Raw genomic sequence first — 24,433 nt, 5'->3', positions numbered from 1 at the left:
ACTTGTAACCCTCGCTTTTACAACGGCAACCGCTCGCCCCCGCTTGAATCCCGCCACACCATGAAGCCCTGAACCGATTCTGCCCGCTTCCTGATCAGGACACATCATGGCACTCGACCAATACCACCACGGCGTGCGCGTCGTTGAAGTCAACGACGGCACCCGCGTTATCCGCACTGTTTCGACCGCCGTCATCGGCATCGTCTGCACCGGCGCGCAGGCGCTGCTCTCGGCCAGCGCCTCGCTCGGCGTCACCCCGCGCATCCTCGGCGCGCCGGGTCTGGACAATCAGGCCGTCACCATCGCGCTGGTCAGCATCGCGCAGGATCTGCGCGCGTTCGTCTACAGCTACGCCCACGACTGCACCACGATCTCGGACGTGACCGCCTACCGCGATCAGTTCGGCGCCCGCGAGCTGATGATCATCTGGCCCGAGTTCGAGGCGTTCGACACTGCCGCCGCTGAGACCATGACGATCAGCGCTGTCGCCTGCGCTGTCGGCCTGCGCGCCAAGATCGACAGCGAGACCGGCTGGCACAAAACCCTCAGTAATGTGGCCGTCAACGGCGTCACCGGCATCAGTGCCGACGTGTTCTGGAGTCTCCAGAACCCCAACACCGACGCCGGCATCCTCAACGCCGCCGACGTCACCACGCTGATCCAGCGCGATGGGTTCCGGTTCTGGGGCTCGCGCACCTGCGCCGGGCCGACGTCCCTGTTCGCGTTCGAAAACTACACCCGCACCGCGCAGATCCTCGCCGACACGATTGCCGAGGCTCATATGTGGGCCGTCGATAAGCCCCTGCACGCCAGCCTCGCCCGCGACATCATCGAGGGGGTCAACGCCAAGATTTCTGAATATAAAAGCCTCGGCCTGATCGTCGACGGCACCGCCTGGCTGAATGAGGAGCTGAACGACCAGGCCTCACTCAAGGCCGGCAAGCTGCGCATCGATTACGACTACACCCCGATGCCGCCAATGGAAGATCTCGGATTTCAGCAGCGCATCACCGACTCATACCTCGCCGATTTCGCCGACCGCGTGAACGCCGGCTGAACAGGAGATAAACCATGGCACTACCCAAAAAGCTCAAGGGCATGAACCTGTTCGGTAACGGTAATTCGTATCAGGGTCAGGTTCAGTCCGTCACGTTGCCCACCCTCACCCGCAAAATTGAAGAATGGCGCGGCGGCGGCATGGACGGCACCGTCGGCATCGACATGGGGCAGGACGGCCTCATGACCTGCCAGTGGACCGTCGGCGGCCTGATCGAGTCGATCTTCGATAACTACGGCAGCTCACGCCTGGACGCGGATCTGCTGCGCATGACAGGCAGCTACGAGCGCGATGACGTCGACGAAGTGGTCGCCGTCGAAGTCGTCATGCGTGGCCGTCACACCGAGATCGATATGGGCGACGCCCAATCCGGTGAGAACACCGAACACAGCATCACCACCACGCTCAGCTATTACAAACTCGTGATCGACGGGCGCACCGTCATCGAGAACGACATCCCGAACGGCGTGTTCAAGGTCAACGGCGAGGACCGGCTGGCCAAGCGCCGCCGCGCCCTCGGCACCTGATGCTTCTTCTGATTCTGATCATCTGCGCGGCCTGTCTCGATAACAGTCAGCCGCGCAGCAGTCACCAACCCGGACGGGTGAGTAAAAGGCCAGACCGGCCCACCACCCTACCCAAGCCCACGAAAAGGTAACGACATGACCAGCAAGGCCACCACCACCGCCCACGTCTCTGATGCCATCGAGCTGGATAGCCCCGTCAAACGCGGCGAGCAGACCATCGACAGCCTCACCCTGCGCAAGCCCACCGCTGGCGAGCTGCGCGGCGTCAATCTCAGTGACGTGCTGCAGCTGCAGACCGATGCACTGATCAAGCTCATCCCGCGCCTGTCAGCGCCCAGCCTCACCGAGCACGAAGTGCGCAACATGGACCCGGCAGACCTCGTTCAGTGTGGCGGGGAAATCGCCGGTTTTTTGCTGACGAAGCGGGCCAAGGGCGAGGCCGCATAAACCTCCCCAGCAGTGTCGAGGACGCGATGGCAGATCTGGCCATCGTGTTCCACTGGACCCCCGCCGACTGCGCGGATTTCTCGATCCGTGAACTGATGGACTGGCGCGAGCGCGCCCGTAAGCGATCCAATCCCGAGGACTCCCATGGCGCGCGATCTCAAGCTGCAGGTGCTGCTCAACGCAGTCGATAAAGCCACCGGCCCACTCAAGAAAATTACCCAGGGCAGCGATAAAACCGCGCAGGCGCTCAAGGCCAGCCGCGATCAGCTGCGCAGCCTCGAACGCCAGCAGAAAGACCTCTCTTCGTTTCGCAAATTGAAAAGCGCCACCCGCGATAACAGCGAGGCGCTCGCCCGCGCGCAGGAGCGCATGCGCAACCTGCGTACCGAACTCAAGAACACCGCCGCCCCGACGCAGCAATTCCAGCAGAAATTCCTCAAGGCCCAGCACGAGGTCGAGCGCCTCAATACCACCCTCGGCGACCAGCGCCGGCGCCTCGGCCAGCTGCGCACCAGCCTCAAGCAGGGCGGCGTCAGTACCGACGATCTGAGCGGCAGCGAGAAACGCCTCGCCGGTCAGATCCGGCAGGCCAATACCGCCCTCGACGCCCAAAAGCGCAAGATGGCCGACGTTACCGCTGCTCAGAAAAAGGCAGCGGCAGCGGCGGATCGCTACCAGCGTGGCCTCGGGCGAGCCAATACAATGCGCAGCGCCGGCTTTACCGGGCTGGCCACCGGCGGCGCTGCTCTTGTTGCTGGACTGCGCCAGCTCGCCCCGGGGGTAGGCTGGGGCGAGCAGATGAGCACCGTTCAGGCGGTAGGCCGATTCTCTGCCGACGATGAGCGCTTCAAGGCCCTTAAACAGCAGTCCCGCGACCTCGGCGGCTCGACTGCATTTAGCCCGGGTGAGGTCGGCAGCGGTCAGGAATTCCTGCTGCGCGCCGGCATGAGCGCCGAGGCCATCCAGTCGTCGATGCGTGACGTTCTGAACCTCGCGCTGGCCAATAACACCGAGCTGGGCCGCACTGCCGATATCGCCTCCAACATCGCCGGCGGGTTCAAGATCGATGTCGAGGCCGCCGGCGGCATGCAGCGCGTCGCTGACGTGCTATCCGGTACGGCCAGTCGCGCGAACGTTGATCTGGAAATGCTCGGCGAAACCATGAAATACCTCGGCGCCGGGTCCGATCTGGGTCTGACGCTGGAAGAAGCAGGCGCCATGGCTGGCCTGCTGGGAAATATCGGTATTCAGGGCAGTCAGGCCGGCACCACCATGCGCGCCATGATGGATCGCCTGACCAAGCCGACCAAGGCAGCATCCGCCGTCATGGATGATCTGGGCCTCAAGGTCGCCGATGCCGAGGGCAACATGCGCCCGATGCCGGAGATCCTGCGCGACATCAATAAAGCCACGGAGGGCATGGGCAACGTCCAGCGCAAGGCCGCGCTGCAAGAGCTGTTTGGTGCCGAGGCCGGCAGCGGCATGGCCGAACTGGTCAATCAGATGAGCAGCGGCCAGCTGGATAAGCTGATCGACAACCTGAGCAAGTCATATGGTGAAAACGCCGAGATGGCCAGCGTCATGGCCGACAACATCGGCGGCGATCTCAAAAACCTGCGCTCGGCGTGGGAGGAAGTCGGTATAAGCATCACCGATACCAACGATGGCGCCCTACGCGATCTCATCCAATCGATCACCGACATCACCCGAGCCGTCGGCAACTGGATCAAGGAAAACCCCAAGCTCGCCGGCACCATTGCCAAGGTCGCCGCCGTCACTGCCGGTCTGGTCGCGGCAGGTGGTGCTTTCACCATCATGATGGCCTCGCTGCTCGGCCCCATCGTCACCGTGCGTCTGGGGCTCAACATGCTGGGCGTTAAAACCGGCGGCCTCGGCGGCAAAATCTACTCACTGACCAGCAAGATTCTGCCCGCCTTGGGTAAGGGGTTGCTGGCCATCAGTCGCGGGTTCCTGTTCATGGCCACCTCTATCGGCAAGGCCGGTCTGGCCCTGCTGGCCAATCCGATGACATGGATCATTCTCGGCATCGTCGCTGCCGTCGCCGCTCTCGCCGGTGCCGCGTATCTCATCTACAAGAATTGGGGCGCGATCAGCGAATGGTTCAGTCAGCGATGGCAGGACGTGAAAGCCGCGTTTGATGGGGGTATCGCTGGCATTTCGCGGCTGCTGCTCGACTGGTCGCCGCTGGGGCTGCTGCAACGGGGCATCACCAGCGCGCTCTCGGCGCTCGGCATTGAGGTGCCCGATCAGTTCAAGTCACTCGGCGGCACGATCATCGACGGCCTGATTGGCGGCCTGTTTGGCAAGCTCGGCGAGCTGAAAAATAGCGTGGTCGGTATCGCTGACAGCGTGACGGGCTGGTTCAAGGACAAGCTGGATATTCACTCACCCTCGCGCGTGTTCGCCGCCCTTGGTGGCCACACCGTCGACGGCCTGACCCTCGGCCTTGAGCGCCAGCGTGATGACCCGGCCAAGAGCGTCACCGATATTGCCAGCCGCGTGCGCGCTGCCGGTGCCGGGCTTGCCCTCGGCGCCATGGCCCTGCCGGCAGCGGCCATGCCGTCGATCTCACCCAGCGAGCCGATCCGCTTTGATACCCGGCCCCCGCTCGCCGCCGGCGGTGGTCAGCAGCGCGTCGATCAGAGCATCACCCTGGGCGACATCCACATCACCGCATCACCCGGTATGGATGAGCGACAGCTCGCCCAATACGTCGCGCAGGAGGTGCAGCGCGCACTGGCGCAGGCGCAACGCGATCAGGGCGCCCGCCGCCGTTCATCCATGTACGATCAGGAGTAAGTCACCATGCTGATGGCCTTGGGCATATTCGTGTTTCAGACCAGTAGCGTGCCGTATCAGGAGCTGCAGCGCCGCACCGAATGGCGCCACGCCAGCCAGTCCCGCGTCGGCGACCGGCCCGCCTATCAGTATCTCGGCCCCGGTGCCGACACCATTACCCTGTCGGGCACCCTGCTGCCCGAGTTCACGGGTGGCCGTGTGGATCTAGATGAGATTCGCGACATGGCTGATCAGGGTCGGGCGTGGCCACTGGTCGAGGGTACCGGGCGCCAGTACGGCCTATGGGTAGTGACCGGCGTCGATGAAACCAGCAGCACGCTCTACCGGGATGGTGCCGCCGCGAAAATCGAGTTCAGCCTCACGCTGGAACACGTCGATGACGAGCGCACCGACATGATCGGGGATCTGACCCTCTACACCGGCGCCCGGCTGGTCGGGGCGTTCGTATGAGAGAGCAGCCCACCTATCGCCGGCCCAGCTACCGCATCACCATCGCCGGGCAGGACATCACCCCGCGCATCAATGGCCGCCTGATCAATCTGCGCATCACAAGCCAGCGCGGGCAGGAGGCCGACCAGCTCGATCTCGCCCTGACCGACCATGACGGACAGCTCGAACTGCCGTCCAAGGGCGCAAAGCTCACCGTGTCTATCGGCTGGCAGGATGAGGGCCTGCTCGACCGGGGCATTTTTGTGGTCGATGAGATCGAGCACAGCGGATCGCCTGACCGGCTCACCATCCGCGCCCGCGCCGCCGACATGCGCAACCTGCTGCCCGGCAAGCGCAGCCAAAGCTGGCATGACATCACCCTGGGCGACATCGTCGACACCATCGCCCAGCGCCACGAACTGTCGCCGGTGATCGGCGATACCCTGCGCGGCATCCGTGTGGGGCACATCGACCAGACCGATGAGTCGGACCTCAATTTTTTGACACGTCTCGGCCAGCGCTATGACGCCATCGCCGCCGTCAAATCCGAACGGATGCTGTTTACCCTCGCCGGCGAGGCACTAACAGCCAGCGGCCTCGCCCTGCCCGGCGTCACCCTCACCCGCCGCGACGGCGACCAGCACCGCTACAATCAAACGGATCGCGACAGCTACAGCGGTGTTAAAGCGTTCTGGAACGACAAAGCCGGTGGAAAAAGGCAGGTGGTCATCGCCGGCGAGGGGGAAAAGTTCAAGGATCTGCGCGCCACTTACGCTAGCGAGGCGGATGCGCTAGAGGCCGCAAAGTCGGAGCTGCGACGCATCCAGCGTGGCACCGCCGAGTTCGAGCTGACGATGGCCCACGGGCGCGCCGACATCACCCCCGAAACGCCCATCACCCTGCGCGGCTGGAAGCCGCAGATCGACGGCACCGGCTGGCTGGTGACAGAGGTCGAGGACTCGCTGAATGACTCGGGGTATGGCACGAAAATAAAATGCGAGACGCAGTCAGCATAAGAAAGCAGCTCAGGTATATAAAGCAGATAAACTTATCGATTTAAATCGAGCAAAAACCTCTATAATTATGCACGCCTGCATTTTGTATTTAGTGCAAATAAATCAGGCCACTAAAAAGCACTTTATTAACGCATACATTAGACCAGTTACTTGAAACCTAAAGCTTTACGTATAGCTGATTCATACACATTTCTATCTGGCAAAGTAACATTATTAAAAGCCTCTTGCACCTTATATACAGTGGTCGATCTTGACTCATCCAATTCGATTGGAACGAACTGTCCATCATGACAATCACTCTCAGAATGATGATAGGACATAAAGGTTATAGAAGCCGGCTGAAGAGAATATTCAGCCAAACCACTTTGACCACCAAGCCTGTCAAGAATTCTGCTGTAAACTGGTGCAGGGCAAATGAAAAACAACCCTTTGCGGCAAAGATCTTCCCGCTGTAGCACCTGTCCTTTATAAATAATCTGAGGCAATATTCTTTTGCTAACATTTTCCCAGTTTAGACCAGCGGATGTTTTTATAATTTGCCTTTCGGATTCAAGCTCGAGTACACCTTCGCGGTAATTTCCGGTTGTATCGATAGTCTGGACTTCGATCGCTACGAACTCCTCCAATTGCCCATTGGCATCGATCAAAGCCAGTACCCAATCAACGAAGTAACCCCCTTTACCAGATTTTTGAGGCAGTCTCAGCTCCCCTCCCCAGCGTTGCCCAAAGACAGCTACACATTTAGCTCCTTCTTTAGAGGAATATTCTAGTGCTTTCCGTCCGTTGATCAGGGGCAAACCTTTCGAAAAAGCTTTATCTGCAACATCCCTTAAAATTTGATAGCCATCAGCATATAGCCGGATAGGACAGCAAATTACAGGTTCAGAGGTTGTAGGCTTTATAGTGCAAACACCGGAGCGCTTACGTTCATTATTTACATTGATGGTCTTTTCACAAGGTTCATCGATGAAAGGACATCGGGCTTGTTCCGATGCTTGTAAAGCTGTCTGTGAGGTATCGGTGCTACGATACCCAAAAAATTCCCAAATCGTTGAAGCCATTAAACCACCTTAATTAATGCCTCTGTTTGGTAACCCAAAGCCTCAGCGAGAGACTTCCCTATCGCTGCAGCCAATAAGGGAGGCACAGCATTTCCTACTTGTTCATACTGCTCAATACGCGAGCCAATAAAGCGAAAGCTGTCTGGAAATGTTTGTATTCTGGCAGCTTCCCTTACCGAAAAAATACGATCTTGGTTATAATGAAAATATGCACCCCAGTGAGGGTCACATTTGGTCAGAATCGTGGATGCCAAACCATCGGGATCAACTCTTCCATATCTCTTTGTATGATCAGACCGACGTGCACGTTGCATACCTTTAGGCAATAGATCGAAAGGTATATCCGTCCAATTTCCTCCAGGAGGGATATGCTTCATTCTTTCAGTATTAACCTTGCTGAGACGAGGTGTCTCATGGTTTAAAATGCACTGAGACCCTGCTCTCATGACTAATTGAAATTCATTTTGAGGCTCTGTTCTGTAGCCTTGGCTCTCACTACAGACACCTCCATTTTCTATTATTGGTAAATCATCGATAGCATCTTTTACTGTTAAAAACGGATTCAATTCAAGTTCAAGTTTATTTGGAAAAGCGACAATATTTCTGCCTGCAAAACTTGAAGTAAAATTGACACGTAAAGGCCCATATCTCACTGGCTCAGGAAATACTCCACTGAGAGCTTCTTTATCACGCATGCCGATAACAATAGTGCGCCAGCGTGTTTGTGGCACACCGTAATGCGGCGCATAAAGTATTTTTACATCGGCATTGTAACCGTGGTCTTCCAAAGAAGTTAAAATAGCTTGCAGTGTCGAACCACCTTCAAAAGAAACCAGACCAGGGACATTTTCAATCAATACTGCTTTAGGCAAAAACTCATCTACAAAACGCAGATATTCTTTAAACAGGTGATTACGCTGATCTTCAGAGGACCGTTTCGGAGCATTGATCGAAAACCCCTGACAAGGCGGCCCTCCTGCAATAAGATCCAGCTCTCCTTTTTCGATACCTAGCCCGGCTCGAACCACCTTTGCGTCGACTTCACGGATGTCACGCTGATCAACAACAGTTTCCTTGTGGTTCGCGGCATAGGTCTCGGAATAACGACGCATAACCTCATTCGCATATAAGCTTTTGAAGCCAGCTTCTCTCAATCCCTCAGAAAGCCCACCGGCTCCGGCAAAAAGGTCAATCATGGTAAGTGTGTTGTGCGTCACTCTAGGCTGCCTCAAACACTGTAAGAAAAAACAGTAAAAGTTGTAGATTAGGCTACAAGCCAAACTGCTTGCAACGCCTAGCTATAAAAATACGGATTGGCGCGCATTCTACATTCCATCAGAGCGAAAGTGACCAAGCTTCCAGAGCAAACATTGCAATCCATTGACATATAAGAATCAGAAAGCATCACATGGCCCCCGCTCTCAATGACTTACGCTTTCCGCCGATACATCAGTCATTCCGTATGAATTGGACGCCGTCATGAATGCCAGAACCATTTTTATCCTCGATGATCATTCCGCTATCGATGGTCAGCATGATCACGAAGTGACAATATTCAGAGCCATGGCGCATCCGGATAGATACCGAGTGCTCAAGATATTGGCCGCCGAGGGTGAAATGCAGGTGGGGCAGATCAATGAATGGATCGCTCTTGGGCAGTCGGCGCTGTCGCAGAATCTCAAGGTGCTACGTGATGCCGGGCTCGTCGATACCCGCCGCGAGTCGCAGCGCATCTACTATTCGTTCCGGAAAAGCCAGGGCGCATCATTGCCGCAGTCCGTGGCAGAGCTGTTCGGCTAGACCGCACAGCGACGCACCAGACTGACCACCACGCCCAGCACCAGATCCGGCGTGATCCGTCGGCTCGCACCACCACCCACCGGCTGATATCGGAACTGCGGGCCAACGCGCAGCGTCTGGAACACCTCGCGCACGCCGTCGATCATGATCACGGCGAGATCGCCATGGGTGGGGTGGCGCGCCTCATCGACGATTAGTACATCGCCCTCGGTCACCGGGCCGCCCACGCCGGCATCCTCGCCCGCGCGCATCAGGTAACAGGTAGGTGGGTAGCGGTGCAGGTCGAGAAACATCAGGGATGGATCGGGGCGGCAATCGACGGGGCCGAGATATTGCGCGTGCATGGGGTCGCCTTCTCCTTACTGTATGTACGTACAGTCAAGATAACCCAAGATTAGCAGCAGGTGTTACATCCAATTACAAAAAAGCCGCCCGATGTAGGCGGCTTTTGCTGTCTGCAGATCGGTTACGTGGCTGGCCGTTGCTCGGTGATAGGCTCGACCGTCTCAATCCGGCTGTCGGGCGTGGCCAGCATGACCAGCGCAACCAACAGGACAACCATTGTAATGCCGCCGGCAACAAGGCCTGCCGCAAAGCCGGCGATGGCGCCCCGGCCCCTGCCGCGCTGATCGCGCATGACGTACACGGCAACGGTGATCGTTAGCACGGTGCAGAGGGTATATCCGATTTCCCAGAACATGGCGGCCTCAGTACTGCGTGAAAAAGCCGCCCCATGGGGCGGCCTGATAATCAGCTCTCGGCGGAATCGACCGACAACATGTTGCCGATCATATCGCTGCGCTGGTAGGTATATTTCACGCCATTAAGGGTATTCGAGACAGCTTCGCCGCCGTCGTAGGATTGCAGCAACGACATCACCACGTCGAACGCGTTCTGGACGCTCATATCCGGCTGAGTGGCGGCCACGACGCCGGATGCCACGACCATGACGCGTGCTCCGGATTCTTGCGTGCCATCGCCGGTGCCCATAAAGATGACGCCATTCACCGCGCCGGATTCGGGTTTGACCGTGCCGGTCACGGCCAGGTGTTCGCTGAACATCTCCTGAAAGACACCCTGCACGCCACTATTATCGACATTGCCCTCTGCGCGGTAGGGCTGGCCCAGATCGGCCATGGCAGAATTGAAACGGCTGGCAAAGGTTTTGGCATCAAAGCCCAGATCGCTACCCGCCTCGATTTCAGCGCTTTTGGCGCTTTCGGCAGAAGTGGGATTGGTCGAGATTTCCCCACCCTGGGTATATGGTTCAAGCGCATCGATGAAAGCATCGAGGCCCGGATCTCCCTCGGTGTAGTAAATGCTGTTCCAGTCCTCCGTCCAGCCGTAAAAGTCCCACTCCGGGTCGCGAGCCTTAAGGCCTTCCAGGCTGTCCACGTCAATCAGAGACTGAACGACTTCCAGCGCCTCATCACGGCTCAGATTCAGGGTGATTTTTTGATCATCCAGCAGTTCGGGGGAGTCACGATCCATCAGGCTGGCGTACTGCCTCGGAATGGCATCCACGATGACATGATCGGCATCGGTGTGGATGAAGGTGTTATAAGCCCCGTAAAGTGCCGCGCGCCAGTTGGTGTCGTGAACAACCTCGTTAAGATCGCCCTCGACAACGGTCGGCAAAAGCTGGATATGCAGGGGGTCGGAATCGACGACGGAAAACTCGTTGAACTCAGGCGGGTAGTCGTTGAAATCTTCAGCCATAGCAATGACATCATCGAACTGCTTGGGGCCATCGTTAGTGGCAGCCGCAGACTCGGAAGTATTCGAGGTGTCATCAGACGTATCGGGTGACGATGACTGTTCACTGACGGCGGGCTCGGATGCTTCTGTTTCTCTGTCGCTGCCATTGATGCTGATATCGATGATGGCAAGGGCGATTAACAGAAGAATGCCCGCGACCACAGCACCGAAGGCTCCCGTCACAAAGCTGAAAATGGCGCCCTTACCGTTGGCGCGCCGATTGCGTCCAACCCTGACCCCGATAATAGCGGCCAGAATCATGCAGATGATGAAGCCAATTCCCACAAACATGATGATCCCCAGCGTTGTATTAGACGCTGAGAATATCCCATTAACACAGTGTTACGAAACCTGACGCGATAGTATTACGCGATTCGCCCGATGCGCATGACGCACTCGCCGATAATCTCGACGTTCTGGTTAGAAAGCGGATCGACCAGCTCGGGCTGGTAACGCGCGTTATCACTGATCAGCATCCAGCCGCCGCCGGCCACGCGCTGCACTCTCTTGATCCGTAGGCCGTCATCCATGCGCAGCAGGAACACGCCATCCGGTGTCCGGCTGCTGCGATCCACCAGGACGCGGTCGCCGTCGTGCAGCGTCTCCCCCATCGAATCCCCGCGAACACGCACGCCCACCACCTGCGCCGGGTCCAGCCCGTCGCGCTGCAGCTGCTCGGTATCGAACTGGATAGTGGTTTCGACCAGCTCATCATCGAACAAACGACCGCTGCCCGCAGAGGCTTCAATGTCATAGATAAGGATCTGCGAATAGCGGGAAATGTATTCATTTAATTCAACCGCAGTTGCAAGTGAATCTATTGCATTAGTAAACGATTCCTCTGGTCCTCGTCCCCTAACCAACCAATCTAGAGACACGTTGTGTGATTCACAAAATGCGAGACACTCATCTATTGGAATAGTGCCGCGTGCCTTCCAGTTGCCAATAGCACCCGTACTGACACCAAGGGCATCAGCTAACTCTTTGTTATAAGTGATACCTAGCCGGCTTTTCATCCTGTCAATGACCGCTGAGGTGGTCGCCATCCTCTTAACAGTCGCTAGGCTGATCTGTTCCTTTTTCATCAACGCATATCCAAATGTGTACCGATACACGAATCGCTATTGACAGATTCACAATACGTGAACGAACATGTGTGTGTTGCCATAGTTAACCAATGGAAATCATACACGATGAGTGAATCCAAGACCCCGACTCGTGTGACGCGAGTACCCAATGGCTGCAATGCCAAGCCCATCTGGCTCCAGCTCAAAAAAGACGAACGCACCAACCTCGAAGTGATTGCAGGTGAAGAGATGCGCTCTCTGTCTGCTCAGGCCCGGATGTTTTGTCTCAAGGGCATGGAAGCTTACCGCGCCGAATCAGAATCCAACTCTGCCCCCGTCAGTCACTAACTATCAAAAGGAATCAAAACCATGATCAGGGATCGCGCCCGTCTCAAGTCCGCCCGTGTCGGTATCAATCTTGACCAGTTCGAGGACGACCTCATCGAAGCATTGGTCGCCTATACCGGCACCGAAAAAGCCACGCTGGTGCGCGAGCTGGTCATGCGCGCGGCGCTGGATCTGCTCGGCGTTGCCAGTCAGCAGGAGTTCGACACCGTCAGCATGATGGATTTCAAGCCAGTCGCAAATCTCCATTAAGTGCCGACGGGACGCCCTCTCAGGACCTCGCGAGGTACTCATGACAAGACAAGTTGAAATGTCCCCGAACGATGGCGACCGCCGCGTGCTTGAAGCGGTACGCCAGCAGCAGGGGTTGGAAACGCTGGATCAGGCCGCCGAGTTCGTGCTGCGGCGCCATTTGCGAAAAGGCGTGGGGCGTCTGGGAATGCCGCGCGGGCCTCGCCCGACAGGGAGGCGCTGATGTCATCCAACTGGGGATGGACCTGTCCTCATTGCGGTGGCCCGTGCCGCGTGCGGACCTCGAAGCAGCTGCACAGCGACTACCGCGTCGCGTATCTGCAGTGCCAGACACCGGTATGCGGCTGGAGCGGTGAGGGAGAAATGGTCGTGACCAAAACCCTCAGCCCCAGCGGTATGCCCAATAGCCAATACGAGGGCCGGCTGGCCGAGCACATTCCCTATGTGGTTGTGCCCAAGCCGCCCGAGGATCTGTTCAGGAGTTAAGTGATGAAAATCGACCCGTATTACCAGATCGACCCCAGCGACAGCGTGCAGGACGCCGCGCAAGCGTTTTTGCGCAATCAGCCGCGCTATCGCAGCCCGCATCAAATGGTGTCGGCCTGTCGTCAGCATCTCGTCGAGCATGGCCGCCTGCGCGCCGACGAGGCCATGCAGCACGCCGCCTACGCCTATGACCAGCTCAACGCACAGGGAGGTGTGTCATGCACGCACTAGACCAAACCAATCCGGCGACCGCCTTCATTTTGAGCCTGCCGCGCAGTGTTCATCGCGGTGATGCCATCAACCAATGCACGTCGCACCTGATCAGCGCGCACGCCCATGATCCGCGCGATGCCAGCGTCATGGCCGTGCAGGCCATGGCTGAGCTGGAAAGCTTCAACAAGCGCGCTGCGATCGACGTCGAATCGACGACCTCCTATGTCGTGGTCGTCAAACACCCGGATGGCCGGCGCATGGCGCTCACCGTCAACGACCTGATCGGTTTCGCCGAGCGCCAGAATGCTGACATTCGCGGCGTCCAGGCAGCGAGGGCATAACCATGGCCAGCGTTCACGCTATCCGTCCCGACGTTGTCGACCCGCGCGCCGATTTTCTCATCGTGCGGGACGAGCTGCGCCGGCGCACCGAAAACCGCGATCTGGCCGAGGTCTGGGCTGATATGCAGCCTGCCGAGCGCGCCGTGGTGCTGCGCTCGGCGGCCCAGCATCTGGTACCGCTGCGCCCGATCAATGAGATTCCAGCGAACGAGCGCACGCCGGATCGCATCGCCGACAACCTCACCCGCACCCCGATTGAGTGGATGACCCCCAAGGCCCGCGAGGCCATCCGCGCCGCCATTCACCGTATGAGTTCTTACGCCAGTCGCCTGCGCGATGGATTGCGCAGCGAGTCGCATCCCTCCCAGGCGCTTGCCGCAAGTGCTCGGCTGGCCCTTGAGGCCGGCGACATTGCCGCCGCGCAGCACTATCTGGCACTGATCGAGGCAAACGCAGAATGACCAGCGCTATCGAACAAACTCGCGCCTTTGGTGCGCCCGGAAAGCCCGGGCCTCGGGACCAGCTCAAGATCAGCGAGATGAGCTGTGTCCAGATGCGCGACGTGCTCTATTTCGAGCGCTATCCGGCCTACGCCGAACAGCTCGCGAAAGCGTTTCTGGTCGTGGCGCGCCGGGACGGTAACGCCGCCGGGAATCAGTATCTGGCAAGGGTCTGCAAGCGCCTGCACGTCGGGCCGTTCCGGGTCACGCATGACGATGAGGGCATCTGCAATCACGCCGAAGCGCAGGCCATGGCGATCAAGCGTCAGCATGATGAGCAGGTCGGCGCGGCCAATCGCAATGGCGGTTCCGAGCTGGACGCCGCCGAGGCCGCGCTGGCGCTCGGGCTGGAACGCGTCGAAAAGCACGAGATTGATCCGCCGGACGGCAAGCTGCCGATCCGTGTCCAGCTGGCTCGCCTTGAGGACGCCAAGTGGTGGCGCCGCAAGCTGCGCGTGTTGGCCGGTCGTCGCCTTGAGCAGCTCGAGCGCGAGCTGGGCAATGTGCATCACCGCGCCGGCATCTACTGCTCGAACACTACCGTGGCACGTCGGGCGTCTCAAAAATTACGCAACCACGCGATGCTCGATGCCATCGAGGCGATCAACCAGCACGGCCAGAACTACACGCTGGCCGAGCTTTCCGAGCTGGGACTGGCCAATCCCGATAACCGCCGCGCCGAGCTGATGCTGCGCATTCGCGAGACCGAGGCCGAAGCCCGTCGGCTGGGTCACGTCGGTGTGTTCTACACCCTGACCTGCCCGAGCCGGTTCCACCCGATCCGCGCCAAAAGCTGCACCCGTAACCCGAACTACGAGCACAACACGCCCCGTGATGGTCAGCACTATCTGACCGGCGTCTGGGCGCGCATTCGCGCCGCGCTGGCCCGCGAGGGTATCGGCATTTATGGCGTGCGCGTGGCTGAGCCGCACCATGACGGCACGCCACACTGGCACATGCTGATGTGGGCACATGCTGACCACGTCGAGCGGGTCAATGAGGTGATGGCCGAGTATGCGCTGGCCGACACGCCCGACGAGCCGGGCGCCCAAAAGAATCGCTTTCAGGCCAAGTTTATCGACTACTCGCGCGGCACCGCTGCCGGGTATGTCGCCAAATACGTCTCGAAAAACATCAACGGTCAGCAGTTTGTCGATCTCGACGAGTACGGCAGGGAAATGGCCAGCAGTGCGCCGCGCGTTGAGGCATGGGCCGCCGTGTGGGGCATTCGTCAGTTTCAGTTTGTCGGGCTGCCCAGCGTGACGGTCTGGCGTGAGGTTCGCCGCATGACCGAGCAGCAGGCCGAGCAACTGGCCGCATGGGAAGCCGCGACCAATCCGGGCCGCTCGATCATCGAATTCATGAACAAGGTGCGCACCGCGTGCAATGCCGGGGCATGGGATCAGTTCCTGCGCCTGATGGGCGGGCCGCTGACGCCGCGCAAGGATCAGCCGATCAAGCCGTGGCGCGAGTGGCGCATGGATACCAGTCGCGAGCTGCAGGCCGACGAAGCCCCCTTTGCCCGTGGCGGGTACGGCGAGCGTGTCGAGATCACCTACGGCCTGCTGGTGAAAGGTGCCGAGTATTTGACTCGTTTTTACAGCTGGACCATGCGCCAGAAGTCGCGCAACAGCGCTTATGACTTCAGCCAAAAAGGGTCTTATGGAGGAGGCGCAGCCGACGACCCTTGGACTTGTGTGAATAACTGTACGCCCGACGTGACGCCGCGCGCAGCCGATCCCCACACCGATGCCCTCCAGGCAAAGCGGTATCGGGAGTGGATTAACAGCACCGAGTACCGCGCCGAGCAGGAACTGGCGCAGATCGAGCACGAAGAAACCCAGCAGGCGCTCGCCGATCTCGAGCGCCGGCACCGGGAAAGCATCCAGCCACCACCCGCGTGGCAACGCACCCCTGAATATCTACCCCCTGAACTGAGATGAGAGGACCGACCGTGGCCGACAACCTCGATATTGCTGCCGAGAACACCCAACGCCGACTGGATGCCGCGCTGGCCAACCGTGCCCGCATGGCGACCACGCCAAGCCTGACTCACTGCGCGGACTGCGACGAGCCGATCCCGCAAAGGCGCCGCGACGCCCTGCCGGGCGTGGCCACCTGCGTCGACTGCCAGTCGGTCAACGAACACAAGTCAAAAGGAATCCGGTAATGGAACAGCTGATCATTTTTGCCCTGCTCACCTTGCTGGCCATCGTCACCCTGCGCATGGCCTACCTGCTGGGCCGCACATCGGCCAGCGATGAACTGGCGGTGCAGTATGACGAATACACCCGCATGGCCAATCGTTTGGCGGCTGTCGAAAAGGGGGTGCGTCGTGGGTAGGACTATTCAGGAACTCGAGACAGGAGGCGGCATGAACGGCGCAGTCATGATGCCTGTTCACATCCAGCGCTTGAGCGAAAACCACCCGCTGCGCACCGATCCGACCCGATCGTGGCCGTATGTTGTGACGGTCGGCTACCGTGCCAAAGCCCGTCAGATCGTCGAGCGTCGACGCGTATACGTTCGGGCGACCAGCCCGGAATTGGCAGAACGTGATGCTGTCATGTACTGCCGTAACATCGCCTGTCCGGTCCGAGACGAGGCCGGCCGCCTGCTGAAACCGTCCCGCGCGCTGGCGTCCCGTCCGCTCGACAAAAACGATGCCATCGGAGGTGGCGCATGAGCCACGAACAGCAAACCCAGAAAGCGGATACCGCTCCGGGGGCCCGGAGCATCCCCGAATCGGTCCGGCTCACCCTGCTGGCCACCGTCACCGGGCGCATGATCGAGCTGCGCAAGAGCGAGCCGGACGCGGTCAGGGCCTTTGAGCTGTCGCGCCTGATCCCGGCGGCGCAGTGGCTGACAGGTGAGGCCGAAGGAGGAAGCGGTGCCAAACACTGATAACCAGAAGCGCGGCGGCGGTGCCGCTCGCGCTGCCGGCATTCTCTGCCGCGATCCGATGTTCGGCCTTTATCTCGATCAGAGGGCACGATCCAAGTTCGGCGCAGATGTGGCAGATGGCACCCACAACGAGCAGGACGCCCGCGACTGGATCTGCCGGGCGTGCGGCGTTGAAAGCCGGCGAGAGATAGATGGCAGCCCTCAAGCAAGGGCGACGCTTCGCACTATTTCGGACCGTTTCAGTGCCTGGAAGACGCGAAAAAAATCAGCAGAATATGGGGGCGCCGATGCTCGCGATCGATCACCTGACCATTGAGAAGTTCGCCGCGGAAACGGGCTATAGCGAGGAAGCCGTCCGGTCCAAGATCAAACGTGGCCAGTGGCGCATGGGGCAGGAGGTGTTCAAGGCACCCGATGGTCGGATACTGATTTCACTGCAAGGATATAGAGAGTGGGTGACCAGCAGTATGACGGGGTGCGCGTCGCCTCGGAAACGACAATACAGATCGACTTCCAGTATCAGGGCGTCCGGTGCCGGGAACGTCTCAAGCTCAAGCCCTCCCCCGCTAATCTGAAAAAAGCGGCGCGTCATCGCGCCGCGATCATCGACGCTATCGAAGCTGGCACGTTCGATTACGCCGTGACATTCCCCGGTAGCAAAAATGCCCGCAAGTTTATCCGGCAGGATCGCCTCGACAATTATCTGCGCCAGTGGCTCGAGCACAAGCGCCCTACCCTCAAAACCAGCACCTATGATGGGTATCGCAAGGCCATCGAGGGAAAACTGATCCCCGCATTCGGGCATCTGATGCTGGCCGAGTTCAAGCGATCCCATGCCCGTGACTGGGCGGCATCGCTGGCCTGCACGAATAAGCGGATCTCGAACCTGCTCAGTCCGTTGCGCACTGCTCTCACCGATGCCATGTACGATGAGCTGATCGCGACCAATCCACTGGCCGGCTGGCACTATCAGCGTCAGGACGCTGTTACAAACCGCACCAATGATATCGACCCGTTCACCCCTGAAGAACAGACGGCCATTCTCAAGCATCTATCCGAAGAAGGACGGCCGCTGATTCAGTTCGCTTTCTGGACGGGACTGCGAACGTCGGAGCTGGTCGCGCTTGAGTGGGATGATGTCGATACGGTCCGAAGAAAGGCGCGAATCTCGAGGGGAATCACCCAAGCATCGCGTGGTAGAGCCGAGACACCAAAAACGGCAGCGGGTATAAGAGAAATTGATCTACTGCCGGCTGCGCTGGATGCACTCAAGCAGCAGAAGCTGTTCAGCGATCACCATGATAGCGGGCGCGTGTTCCTGAATCCTCGCACCGGCGAGCCCTGGACGGGCGACCAGGCAATCCGGAAAACGCTTTGGAGACACGCTCTAAATTGTGCTGATGTGCGCTACCGTCGCCAATACCAGACACGGCATACATATGCCTCGATGATGATCAGCGCTGGCGAGCCTATCGCATGGGTATCGCGTCAGATGGGGCACACAAGCGTAGTGCTGACTGCACAGATCTACTCACAGTGGGTGCCGTCGACCAGTCATCAGGCAGGGGCAAAGGCAATCGACATGTTCTGGCAGCTTGACGGCAACAAGTGACGTAACCTATTGTTATATGTGGCTGTGACGGGGGTTCAACTCCCCCCGCCTCCACCAAACATCAAAAAGGCCGCCCCGCAAAGGGCGGCTTTTTTTGTTCAATGACTTTTGATTAGCGGCTTAACTACCAATAATAACTATATATAAATTTAATATATTTAAACGTAGAACAGAATTTTTAATACCTTATCCATAAAAGTGTCTATTCCATCCACATCATCCTGCCGAAAACAATGTACCAAACCCGGCCTGATGCTTTGGATACATTTAAAACGTGCGAGGATCGCCACTTTGCGCGTTCCAGCCTACCGGTTCGGCCGCGCCACACGATTAAATGTCGCGGATCATTAATATGTTTTTTTAATTACCCTAGCTGGCAGCGGTAATTATGCACGAAGTAACAAAAGATACACAAAATGACCTGTAACACCACTTCGGCACATCCCGGTGGTGAACACGCTGCCAATATGATGCTGTCGCAGCCAATACTTATCGGAATGATGTTTTCCATGGATGGCGCCGTACCATTTTTCAGCTCACACTGAAAAACTCTACGACAACCTTCATAAGCGGTTCAGCGAGATTTTTTCACTCGTTAACCGGCAAGGTTATTCATGGCCAACAAGGACATCATCCGATACAACAGTCCGACCCAATGGGCAGCTGTATCGCAGGGTATCCAAGAATGAAGGAGGGCATATGCCCAGGGCCGTAAAAAACCTGTTTGCCGACTCGCTGACGGCTGAATCGGAGCCTCAAATGAAGAAGCAGGACAGCAGGACTGTCGATGTGGAGAAAAAGGACCGCATCGGTGAATACCTGCGCCTGGCACGTCGCAGCATCATGAATGTTCTGCCCGACAAGTGGCATACGGCACTTCGTTATCGACGAGTGTTCGGCGAATTTCCGGATTTGAAAAACCCGCGCACCTTTAACGAAAAAATCTGCTATCGCAAGATTAATCCTCAGCCCATTTATTCCGTTCTGAGTGACAAGATTGCAGCCCGTGATTATGTGGCGCATACCATCGGCGAACAGTATCTGGTGCCCTGCTATGCAATAGAGTCCGAGCCGACACCGGCCACCTATTCAGCACTACCGGAAAGCTTTGTCATGAAAGCCAATCATGGCTTTGGGTATAACCTGCTTGTACGCGACAAGGCCGACCATCCCTTCCCCCAGATCTACAATCTGGGACAGCACTGGCTGGGACAGGATTTTTATGATGTTTGTCGGGAAGCGCACTATCGGGATATCAAACCTCGCCTGATTTTTGAAAAGCTGCTTCTGGACGATCTTGGCAACATTCCCAAGGACTTCAAGTTCCACTGCTTCCAGCGTGAAGGCGAAGACCCGGTCGTTTTCATCGAAGTGACGCACGACCGTTTTACCAACTACAAGGTCGATTTTTACAATCAGGACTGGGAACTGGTAGAAATTCGCCGACCCGAAGTCAGTACAGGGCAGGCCATGCCCCGTCCACAACAACTTGATGAAGCGCTCGAGCTGGCACTCAAGCTTGCCAACGGCTTCTCTTACGTTCGGGTGGATTTTTACCTGGTGGGTGACGCCATTTATTTTGGCGAGATGACCTTTACGCCGACGGCTGGACTGACAAAGTTCAAGGATCGCGAAACCGATCATCAGTGGGGCGCTCTGTTCGACATCTAGACCCGCCCCTCCCTGACATGGCAACTCCCGGTTGCCATGTCAGGGCCTACCCCTCCTGCTGGCCACCCGAATCAAGGGGCATTCGAAGATCACGCTGCCACCGGCGAACCTTGAGCCGCTGACGACGTTTGCCCAACTGCTGCGTGCCGATTGTTTCAGGAACCAGACTCAGCTTTTTAGCGTCATCGTATTTCATGTTGAAGCGGCGACTGGCCCCTATCGGGCTTGTCTCGGCACCAAAGATCATGATCAGACGAATCTCGATGCTACTGAATCCTATCTCACCGGTTGGACGACAGCTGTCGTCAACGCTGATGCCATGCTCACTGGCTACTTTCTGAAGCAGCGTTCGAAAGGTGCCTGCGTTCATGTACTCGCCTGATCCCAGAGGCCCCTGCCGCGTCACCTGACGCAGCTCTTTCATGTCGACATCGCTGCCGCCCTCCCCCTGCTCGTCTACAGTATCGGTCACGTCAGTAACGTACTGGTCATCACTGGTTTCAAGCTTGACGATAATGCTATCGACAAACACGGCAGACTGGCTCATGTTGCTGACGATGCAGCGTGAATCGATCCCTCGACCATAGCCGTGATTGATAATGATCTGTGGACGGCGCTGCATGCGAAAGTTATGCAGCAACAGCTGCAGATAAACGCCCCAGATTAAAAGCATACCCACACTGGTCAGGCCGCTAAAGACCGTGGCGTTTTCCTGTATCCAGTTCCACAAGTCACTCAAAAAATAAATCACCACCACCCCCTGAAAAAGATACACCCGGCCGCCGCCGCAACCTGCCTGGCAGGCCATCATCTGCATCAGACAAGCCTGGCCTAAAAAGTGATCCGCCGCCCGGTCAAGTGCGCCTATCGACCAATAGATGTCTGCAACCGGCACACCGAGAAGCAATGCACACTATAGTACTAGACAGCTGACCCCATTCCGGCGGCCAACTGTATGAAGCATGGCTCGTTCGTCAGTGACATCAACACTGTTATGGACCTCAAGCGGTCCGGGGAGTGCATCATGATTCATCATGTCTGGGGCCTGATGGCTCATCCTCACCGAGAATGGAAGAACATTGAAGGTGAGCACGAAAGCGCAACACACATGTATGCCAGCCATGTTCTATTATTGGCAGCCGTTCCCGTGGTCTGCGCGTTCATTGGTACGACTACCGTTGGTTGGGATTTCGGACGCTCAGCTGTCGTCACTCTTTCAACCATCAGCGCATTACAGCTGGCCGTTCTGTTCTATCTCGCCATTCTGGGGGCCATCGCCCTGATGGGGCTTGTCATTCATCGCATGGCGCAACGATACTCCGTCCATCCCGACCTGAACCGTTGCATCGTTTTTGCCGGATATGTCGCGACGCCCATGTTTCTGGCCGGTCTGGTCGCTCTGTACCCAATGATATGGCTGTGCGTACTGGCAGGCGTGGCAGGGCTTTGCTATACCGGCTACCTGCTCTATCTGGGCATACCTGGGTTTCTGGGCATTGATCGCAAGGAAGGCTTTATTGTCTCGAGCTCGACGCTGGGCATTGGTGTATTGGTGCTTGAAGTGCTTCTCGCCATCACCGTGTTGCTATGGGGATACGGCGCACACCTCGTCTACTAAGCCGACAGGCATAAAATAGTTGGTCAGCGGGTACGCAATCAGGATAAATACAAAGGATGGAGGCAAATAAAAAGGGAGCTGCCAATGGCAGCTCCCTTTACAGCAGAATTTAATCTACCGAATTACTCGGGGCGGATTGCAGAAGCCTGCAGACCTTTTTTACCCTGAGTGACGTTGAAGGAGACCTTTTGGCCTTCCTGCAGCGACTTGAAACCTTCTGCCTGGATCTCGGAGAAGTGTGCGAACAAATCGTCGCCACCGTCGTCAGGAGAGATGAAACCGAAGCCTTTGCTATCGTTGAACCACTTAACTGTGCCAGTTGCCATGCTTTTGATACCTGTGCAATAAATTAATGATGGTTAGCCCACTGCGGGCAAAAACAAGATAGCCATTCATATGCTCTCGACAGGATCGATTACAACTGACGATATACTGCCTTGTTCACCACCTTGGATCATAGTGCACCTATCGCCTTGCCGGGTCAAGTAACCCTTTGGTAGGGGGTATGCGATACATACATAGTGAACATTTCATATAACGCAAAAAAACAGGTCAACCTAAAAGCCAGATATTTGGAATGCAGGAAGCAAAGTGCTTGGCATCCTGATCATGCAATAACGGCCAAGCCGGAGGGCATGCTGAGTAACTCAGCTCGACAGGCATCACAGACGGATGCAATCGCGATCTGTCAGTAATTTTTGCATATAAAAAAACCGCCATTAAGGCGGTTTCTTTTTTCGAATTGCGTTTGAAACAATTCGAAATGGTGCCGGCTGAAGGAGTCGAACCCTCGACCTACTGATTACAAGTCAGTTGCTCTACCAACTGAGCTAAGCCGGCATATTCATCTGCAAGCAGAATGAAGTGGCTGGGGTACCAGGACTCGAACCTGGGAATGCCGATACCAAAAACCGGTGCCTTACCACTTGGCTATACCCCAGCAGATGGTGGCCAGAGACGGAATCGAACCGCCGACACGGGGATTTTCAATCCCCTGCTCTACCGACTGAGCTATCTGGCCGCTGCCAACGGCTGCGTATTAAATCGAAAACCTCTTCTTGGGTCAACACCTTTCTCAATATTATTTCAAAAACTTATTAAGAGGGCGGTACGTAGCCTTCAGCGCTGTCGGTTTGTTCGTTGTTGAAAAATTGCGTCATCTGCGTCATCAGATAATCGCGAGTCTCGGGGTCAAGCATGTTGAGACGCTTTTCATTGATCAAGCGCGTCTGAAGTGCCTGCCACTCCTCCCAAGCCTTTTTGGAAACGTTGTCATAAATGTCCTGGCCTTTGGCGCCCGGCAGCGGCGGCATCTGAAGCCCTTCGAGCTCCTGCTGGTACTTGCGGCAAAACACTGTACGAGTCATTGAAATACCTTATGTAAGCGCTCTCAAAGGAGCGTGAATGATGACAGGGATTCAAGCAGCGCCTTGACCGGTGCTGCCAGCCCGATGCTGTCGGGTTGGTCAGGATCATACCATCGCCATCCTGATGCAGCGGGCTGGTCCCCCTGCCGTGACAGATGCGCCTGAACCGGCGTGATCTCAAGTCGAAAATGCGTAAAGACATGCACAAAGGATGACCACCGTCCTTGTACTTCACTGCCCGGCATTTCCCGGGCCAGCCAGGCGTCCAGAGCCCCGCCGTCATCAAACTGGGGCAACCCCCACAGGCCACCCCATAAACCGCTTGAAGGGCGCTGCTCAAGCAGCACGTGACCATTCTCATCGCGCAGCATCAGCATCATGGTCTTGCGCACCGGCTTTTCCTTTTTCGGCTTTGACTCGGGAAAGCGCTGCTCTTCCCCCCTGGCATGAGCCACACAGTCCGCTTCAAAGGGGCACAGGAGGCAGCTGGGGCGTCTTCGAGTGCACAGGGTAGCCCCCATATCCATCATGGCCTGAGTGAAGTCAGCACAGCGCCATTGAGGCGTATAGTGTTCAGCCAGCTGCCAGAGCCTTCGCTCCACCTCCGGCCGACCAGGCCAGCCCTCGACACCATGAAGGCGCGTCAGTACCCGCTTGACGTTGCCATCCAGAATGGGAGCCCGCTTGCCGGTGGCTTGCGCGATGATGGCCCCGGCCGTCGAACGGCCGATGCCCGGCAGCGCACTCAGCGCCGCGACGCTTTCGACCGGGAATGCGCCATTGTGCTCATGCACCACACATTTGGCCGCGCGATGCAGGTTGCGAGCACGCGCGTAATAGCCAAGCCCGGTCCAGAGATGCAGCACCTCATCCTGCTCGGCCGCTGCCAGCGCGGCCACATCCGGAAAGCGCTGCATGAAACGTTCGAAATAGCCAATGACGGTGGCCACCTGTGTCTGCTGCAGCATGATCTCTGACACCCAGACACGGTAAGGGCTTCGGCCCTGCTGCCAGGGCAGATGGGTACGGCCATATTGATCAAACCAGCCCAGCAACCGGGTGCGAAAATACTCGGCATCCAGCGGCTGCGGGGCCTCGATAAAAGTACTCACGAATTGGCTCTCGCCCGGATATAAAACTCG

The 24,433-nt window shown here is 57.5% G+C and carries 34 protein-coding genes and 3 tRNA genes; 24 read left to right on the top strand and 13 right to left on the bottom strand.

The genetic code is table 11. The features are described 5' to 3' along the window. Positions 1-106: 106 nt before the first annotated feature. From KSP9073_RS16340 to KSP9073_RS16310, 7 genes are all read left to right on the top strand, one after another. Positions 107-1,057, top strand: a complete 951-nt coding sequence (locus KSP9073_RS16340) for a phage tail sheath subtilisin-like domain-containing protein (RefSeq protein WP_108844047.1) — start codon at positions 107-109, stop codon at positions 1,055-1,057. A gap of 14 nt (positions 1,058-1,071) precedes the next feature. After that, entirely contained in the window at positions 1,072-1,584 is a 513-nt protein-coding gene (locus KSP9073_RS16335; RefSeq protein ID WP_108844046.1) for a phage major tail tube protein, read from the top strand. A gap of 135 nt (positions 1,585-1,719) precedes the next feature. Next, a complete protein-coding gene (locus KSP9073_RS16330; RefSeq protein WP_108844045.1) occupies positions 1,720-2,031 on the top strand; it encodes a phage tail assembly protein in 312 nt (103 codons plus the stop codon). 26 nt (positions 2,032-2,057) lie between these two features. Further along, positions 2,058-2,222 (top strand): GpE family phage tail protein, encoded by a 165-nt coding sequence (locus KSP9073_RS17900; RefSeq protein WP_108844044.1) that lies wholly within the window; start codon positions 2,058-2,060, stop codon positions 2,220-2,222. Next, positions 2,176-4,851 (top strand): phage tail tape measure protein, encoded by a 2,676-nt coding sequence (locus KSP9073_RS16320; protein ID WP_108844043.1) that lies wholly within the window; start codon positions 2,176-2,178, stop codon positions 4,849-4,851. The genes KSP9073_RS17900 and KSP9073_RS16320 overlap by 47 nt, the downstream gene beginning before the upstream one ends. Before the next feature lie 6 nt (positions 4,852-4,857). Further along, positions 4,858-5,301, top strand: a complete 444-nt coding sequence (locus KSP9073_RS16315) for a phage tail protein (protein ID WP_108844042.1) — start codon at positions 4,858-4,860, stop codon at positions 5,299-5,301. Further along, a complete protein-coding gene (locus KSP9073_RS16310; RefSeq protein ID WP_108844041.1) occupies positions 5,298-6,296 on the top strand; it encodes a phage late control D family protein in 999 nt (332 codons plus the stop codon). Before KSP9073_RS16315 ends, KSP9073_RS16310 begins: the two co-directional genes overlap by 4 nt. A 146-nt stretch (positions 6,297-6,442) precedes the next feature. Here KSP9073_RS16310 and KSP9073_RS16305 read toward each other — a convergent pair whose 3' ends face one another. Then, the gene (locus KSP9073_RS16305; protein ID WP_108844040.1) at positions 6,443-7,357 is read right to left on the bottom strand and encodes a NotI family restriction endonuclease; all 915 of its coding nucleotides are present in this window, start codon (positions 7,355-7,357) and stop codon (positions 6,443-6,445) included. Beyond that, positions 7,357-8,574 carry a DNA cytosine methyltransferase gene (locus tag KSP9073_RS16300; protein WP_243409273.1) on the bottom strand — a complete coding sequence of 406 codons (1,218 nt, stop codon included), beginning with the start codon at positions 8,572-8,574 and terminating at the stop codon, positions 7,357-7,359. Before KSP9073_RS16300 ends, KSP9073_RS16305 begins: the two co-directional genes overlap by 1 nt. 262 nt (positions 8,575-8,836) lie before the next feature. Here KSP9073_RS16300 and KSP9073_RS16295 point away from each other — a divergent pair, with 262 nt between their 5' ends. Continuing rightward, on the top strand, positions 8,837-9,157 hold the full coding sequence (locus KSP9073_RS16295; protein ID WP_108844038.1) for an ArsR/SmtB family transcription factor: 321 nt from the start codon (positions 8,837-8,839) through the stop codon (positions 9,155-9,157). Here KSP9073_RS16295 and KSP9073_RS16290 read toward each other — a convergent pair. The 4 genes from KSP9073_RS16290 to KSP9073_RS16275 all read right to left on the bottom strand — a co-directional run bounded on the left by KSP9073_RS16290 (position 9,154) and on the right by KSP9073_RS16275 (position 12,000). Then, complete coding sequence (locus KSP9073_RS16290; protein ID WP_108844037.1) at positions 9,154-9,501, bottom strand: S24/S26 family peptidase; 348 nt, start codon at positions 9,499-9,501, stop codon at positions 9,154-9,156. The two genes, KSP9073_RS16295 and KSP9073_RS16290, sit on opposite strands and share 4 nt — an antisense overlap. Positions 9,502-9,623: 122 nt before the next feature. Next, positions 9,624-9,857, bottom strand: a complete 234-nt coding sequence (locus KSP9073_RS16285; protein ID WP_108844036.1) for a hypothetical protein — start codon at positions 9,855-9,857, stop codon at positions 9,624-9,626. A gap of 50 nt (positions 9,858-9,907) precedes the next feature. Beyond that, positions 9,908-11,206, bottom strand: a complete 1,299-nt coding sequence (locus KSP9073_RS16280) for a hypothetical protein (RefSeq protein ID WP_108844035.1) — start codon at positions 11,204-11,206, stop codon at positions 9,908-9,910. A gap of 74 nt (positions 11,207-11,280) precedes the next feature. Next, positions 11,281-12,000: a LexA family transcriptional regulator gene (locus tag KSP9073_RS16275; RefSeq protein ID WP_133241043.1), complete on the bottom strand. Its 720-nt coding sequence runs from the start codon at positions 11,998-12,000 to the stop codon at positions 11,281-11,283. A gap of 108 nt (positions 12,001-12,108) precedes the next feature. On the opposite strand from KSP9073_RS16275, the gene KSP9073_RS16270 reads away from it, so the two are divergent. The 15 genes from KSP9073_RS16270 (at position 12,109) to KSP9073_RS16215 (ending at position 20,306) form a co-directional block, all read left to right on the top strand. Further along, positions 12,109-12,330, top strand: a complete 222-nt coding sequence (locus KSP9073_RS16270) for a hypothetical protein (RefSeq protein ID WP_108844033.1) — start codon at positions 12,109-12,111, stop codon at positions 12,328-12,330. 21 nt (positions 12,331-12,351) lie between these two features. Then, positions 12,352-12,579, top strand: coding sequence for a hypothetical protein (locus tag KSP9073_RS16265; protein WP_108844032.1), 228 nt, complete (start codon positions 12,352-12,354; stop codon positions 12,577-12,579). A gap of 40 nt (positions 12,580-12,619) precedes the next feature. Continuing rightward, positions 12,620-12,802 carry a hypothetical protein gene (locus KSP9073_RS17540; RefSeq protein ID WP_133241042.1) on the top strand — a complete coding sequence of 61 codons (183 nt, stop codon included), beginning with the start codon at positions 12,620-12,622 and terminating at the stop codon, positions 12,800-12,802. After that, positions 12,802-13,065, top strand: a complete 264-nt coding sequence (locus KSP9073_RS16260; RefSeq protein WP_108844031.1) for an Ogr/Delta-like zinc finger protein — start codon at positions 12,802-12,804, stop codon at positions 13,063-13,065. The genes KSP9073_RS17540 and KSP9073_RS16260 overlap by 1 nt, the downstream gene beginning before the upstream one ends. A 3-nt stretch (positions 13,066-13,068) precedes the next feature. After that, positions 13,069-13,296: a CBS domain-containing protein gene (locus KSP9073_RS16255; RefSeq protein WP_108844030.1), complete on the top strand. Its 228-nt coding sequence runs from the start codon at positions 13,069-13,071 to the stop codon at positions 13,294-13,296. Then, positions 13,284-13,619, top strand: coding sequence for a hypothetical protein (locus KSP9073_RS16250; RefSeq protein WP_108844029.1), 336 nt, complete (start codon positions 13,284-13,286; stop codon positions 13,617-13,619). The genes KSP9073_RS16255 and KSP9073_RS16250 overlap by 13 nt, the downstream gene beginning before the upstream one ends. Before the next feature lie 2 nt (positions 13,620-13,621). Beyond that, positions 13,622-14,080, top strand: a complete 459-nt coding sequence (locus KSP9073_RS16245; RefSeq protein WP_108844028.1) for a hypothetical protein — start codon at positions 13,622-13,624, stop codon at positions 14,078-14,080. Continuing rightward, positions 14,077-16,062: a replication endonuclease gene (locus KSP9073_RS16240; protein WP_108844027.1), complete on the top strand. Its 1,986-nt coding sequence runs from the start codon at positions 14,077-14,079 to the stop codon at positions 16,060-16,062. The genes KSP9073_RS16245 and KSP9073_RS16240 overlap by 4 nt, the downstream gene beginning before the upstream one ends. Further along, positions 16,059-16,289: a TraR/DksA family transcriptional regulator gene (locus KSP9073_RS16235; RefSeq protein ID WP_108844026.1), complete on the top strand. Its 231-nt coding sequence runs from the start codon at positions 16,059-16,061 to the stop codon at positions 16,287-16,289. The genes KSP9073_RS16240 and KSP9073_RS16235 overlap by 4 nt, the downstream gene beginning before the upstream one ends. Continuing rightward, positions 16,289-16,462 carry a hypothetical protein gene (locus tag KSP9073_RS17650; RefSeq protein WP_165814287.1) on the top strand — a complete coding sequence of 58 codons (174 nt, stop codon included), beginning with the start codon at positions 16,289-16,291 and terminating at the stop codon, positions 16,460-16,462. The genes KSP9073_RS16235 and KSP9073_RS17650 overlap by 1 nt, the downstream gene beginning before the upstream one ends. Positions 16,463-16,493: 31 nt before the next feature. Further along, positions 16,494-16,805, top strand: a complete 312-nt coding sequence (locus tag KSP9073_RS16230) for a hypothetical protein (protein ID WP_108844025.1) — start codon at positions 16,494-16,496, stop codon at positions 16,803-16,805. Continuing rightward, the gene (locus KSP9073_RS16225) at positions 16,802-17,023 is read left to right on the top strand and encodes a hypothetical protein (RefSeq protein ID WP_108844024.1); all 222 of its coding nucleotides are present in this window, start codon (positions 16,802-16,804) and stop codon (positions 17,021-17,023) included. The genes KSP9073_RS16230 and KSP9073_RS16225 overlap by 4 nt, the downstream gene beginning before the upstream one ends. After that, positions 17,010-17,339, top strand: a complete 330-nt coding sequence (locus KSP9073_RS17535) for a hypothetical protein (protein ID WP_133241041.1) — start codon at positions 17,010-17,012, stop codon at positions 17,337-17,339. Before KSP9073_RS16225 ends, KSP9073_RS17535 begins: the two co-directional genes overlap by 14 nt. Before the next feature lie 135 nt (positions 17,340-17,474). Continuing rightward, positions 17,475-18,635: a site-specific integrase gene (locus KSP9073_RS16220; RefSeq protein WP_108844023.1), complete on the top strand. Its 1,161-nt coding sequence runs from the start codon at positions 17,475-17,477 to the stop codon at positions 18,633-18,635. Positions 18,636-19,334: 699 nt separating this feature from the next. Further along, on the top strand, positions 19,335-20,306 hold the full coding sequence (locus tag KSP9073_RS16215) for an ATP-grasp fold amidoligase family protein (RefSeq protein ID WP_165814286.1): 972 nt from the start codon (positions 19,335-19,337) through the stop codon (positions 20,304-20,306). A gap of 46 nt (positions 20,307-20,352) precedes the next feature. Here the strand turns inward: KSP9073_RS16215 and KSP9073_RS16210 are convergent, their stop codons facing one another. After that, positions 20,353-21,123, bottom strand: a complete 771-nt coding sequence (locus KSP9073_RS16210; protein WP_108844021.1) for a hypothetical protein — start codon at positions 21,121-21,123, stop codon at positions 20,353-20,355. A gap of 207 nt (positions 21,124-21,330) precedes the next feature. Between KSP9073_RS16210 and KSP9073_RS16205 the strand changes: the two genes are divergently transcribed. Beyond that, entirely contained in the window at positions 21,331-21,924 is a 594-nt protein-coding gene (locus KSP9073_RS16205; RefSeq protein WP_108844116.1) for a Yip1 family protein, read from the top strand. A 122-nt stretch (positions 21,925-22,046) separates the two neighbouring features. On the opposite strand, the gene KSP9073_RS16200 is transcribed toward KSP9073_RS16205, so the two are convergent. The 6 genes from KSP9073_RS16200 to mutY all read right to left on the bottom strand — a co-directional run bounded on the left by KSP9073_RS16200 (position 22,047) and on the right by mutY (position 24,403). Further along, positions 22,047-22,250, bottom strand: coding sequence for a cold-shock protein (locus KSP9073_RS16200; protein WP_086620861.1), 204 nt, complete (start codon positions 22,248-22,250; stop codon positions 22,047-22,049). Positions 22,251-22,688: 438 nt separating this feature from the next. After that, positions 22,689-22,764 (bottom strand) — tRNA-Thr (locus tag KSP9073_RS16195). 25 nt (positions 22,765-22,789) lie between these two features. Further along, positions 22,790-22,864, bottom strand: a tRNA-Gln gene (locus tag KSP9073_RS16190). Positions 22,865-22,869: 5 nt separating this feature from the next. Then, positions 22,870-22,945: transfer RNA gene (locus tag KSP9073_RS16185), tRNA-Phe, on the bottom strand. A 76-nt stretch (positions 22,946-23,021) separates the two neighbouring features. Then, complete coding sequence (locus tag KSP9073_RS16180) at positions 23,022-23,291, bottom strand: oxidative damage protection protein (protein WP_108844020.1); 270 nt, start codon at positions 23,289-23,291, stop codon at positions 23,022-23,024. 23 nt (positions 23,292-23,314) lie between these two features. Continuing rightward, positions 23,315-24,403, bottom strand: a complete 1,089-nt coding sequence (gene mutY, locus KSP9073_RS16175; RefSeq protein ID WP_243409272.1) for an A/G-specific adenine glycosylase — start codon at positions 24,401-24,403, stop codon at positions 23,315-23,317. Between the last annotated feature and the right edge of the window lie 30 nt (positions 24,404-24,433).

Origin of the sequence: Kushneria phyllosphaerae (genome assembly GCF_900312995.1) — a bacterium.
GTDB classification, from domain to species: domain Bacteria; phylum Pseudomonadota; class Gammaproteobacteria; order Pseudomonadales; family Halomonadaceae; genus Kushneria; species Kushneria phyllosphaerae.
The sequence above is the reverse complement of the archived record's forward strand: the minus strand, read 5'-3'. Positions and strand labels throughout refer to the sequence as shown.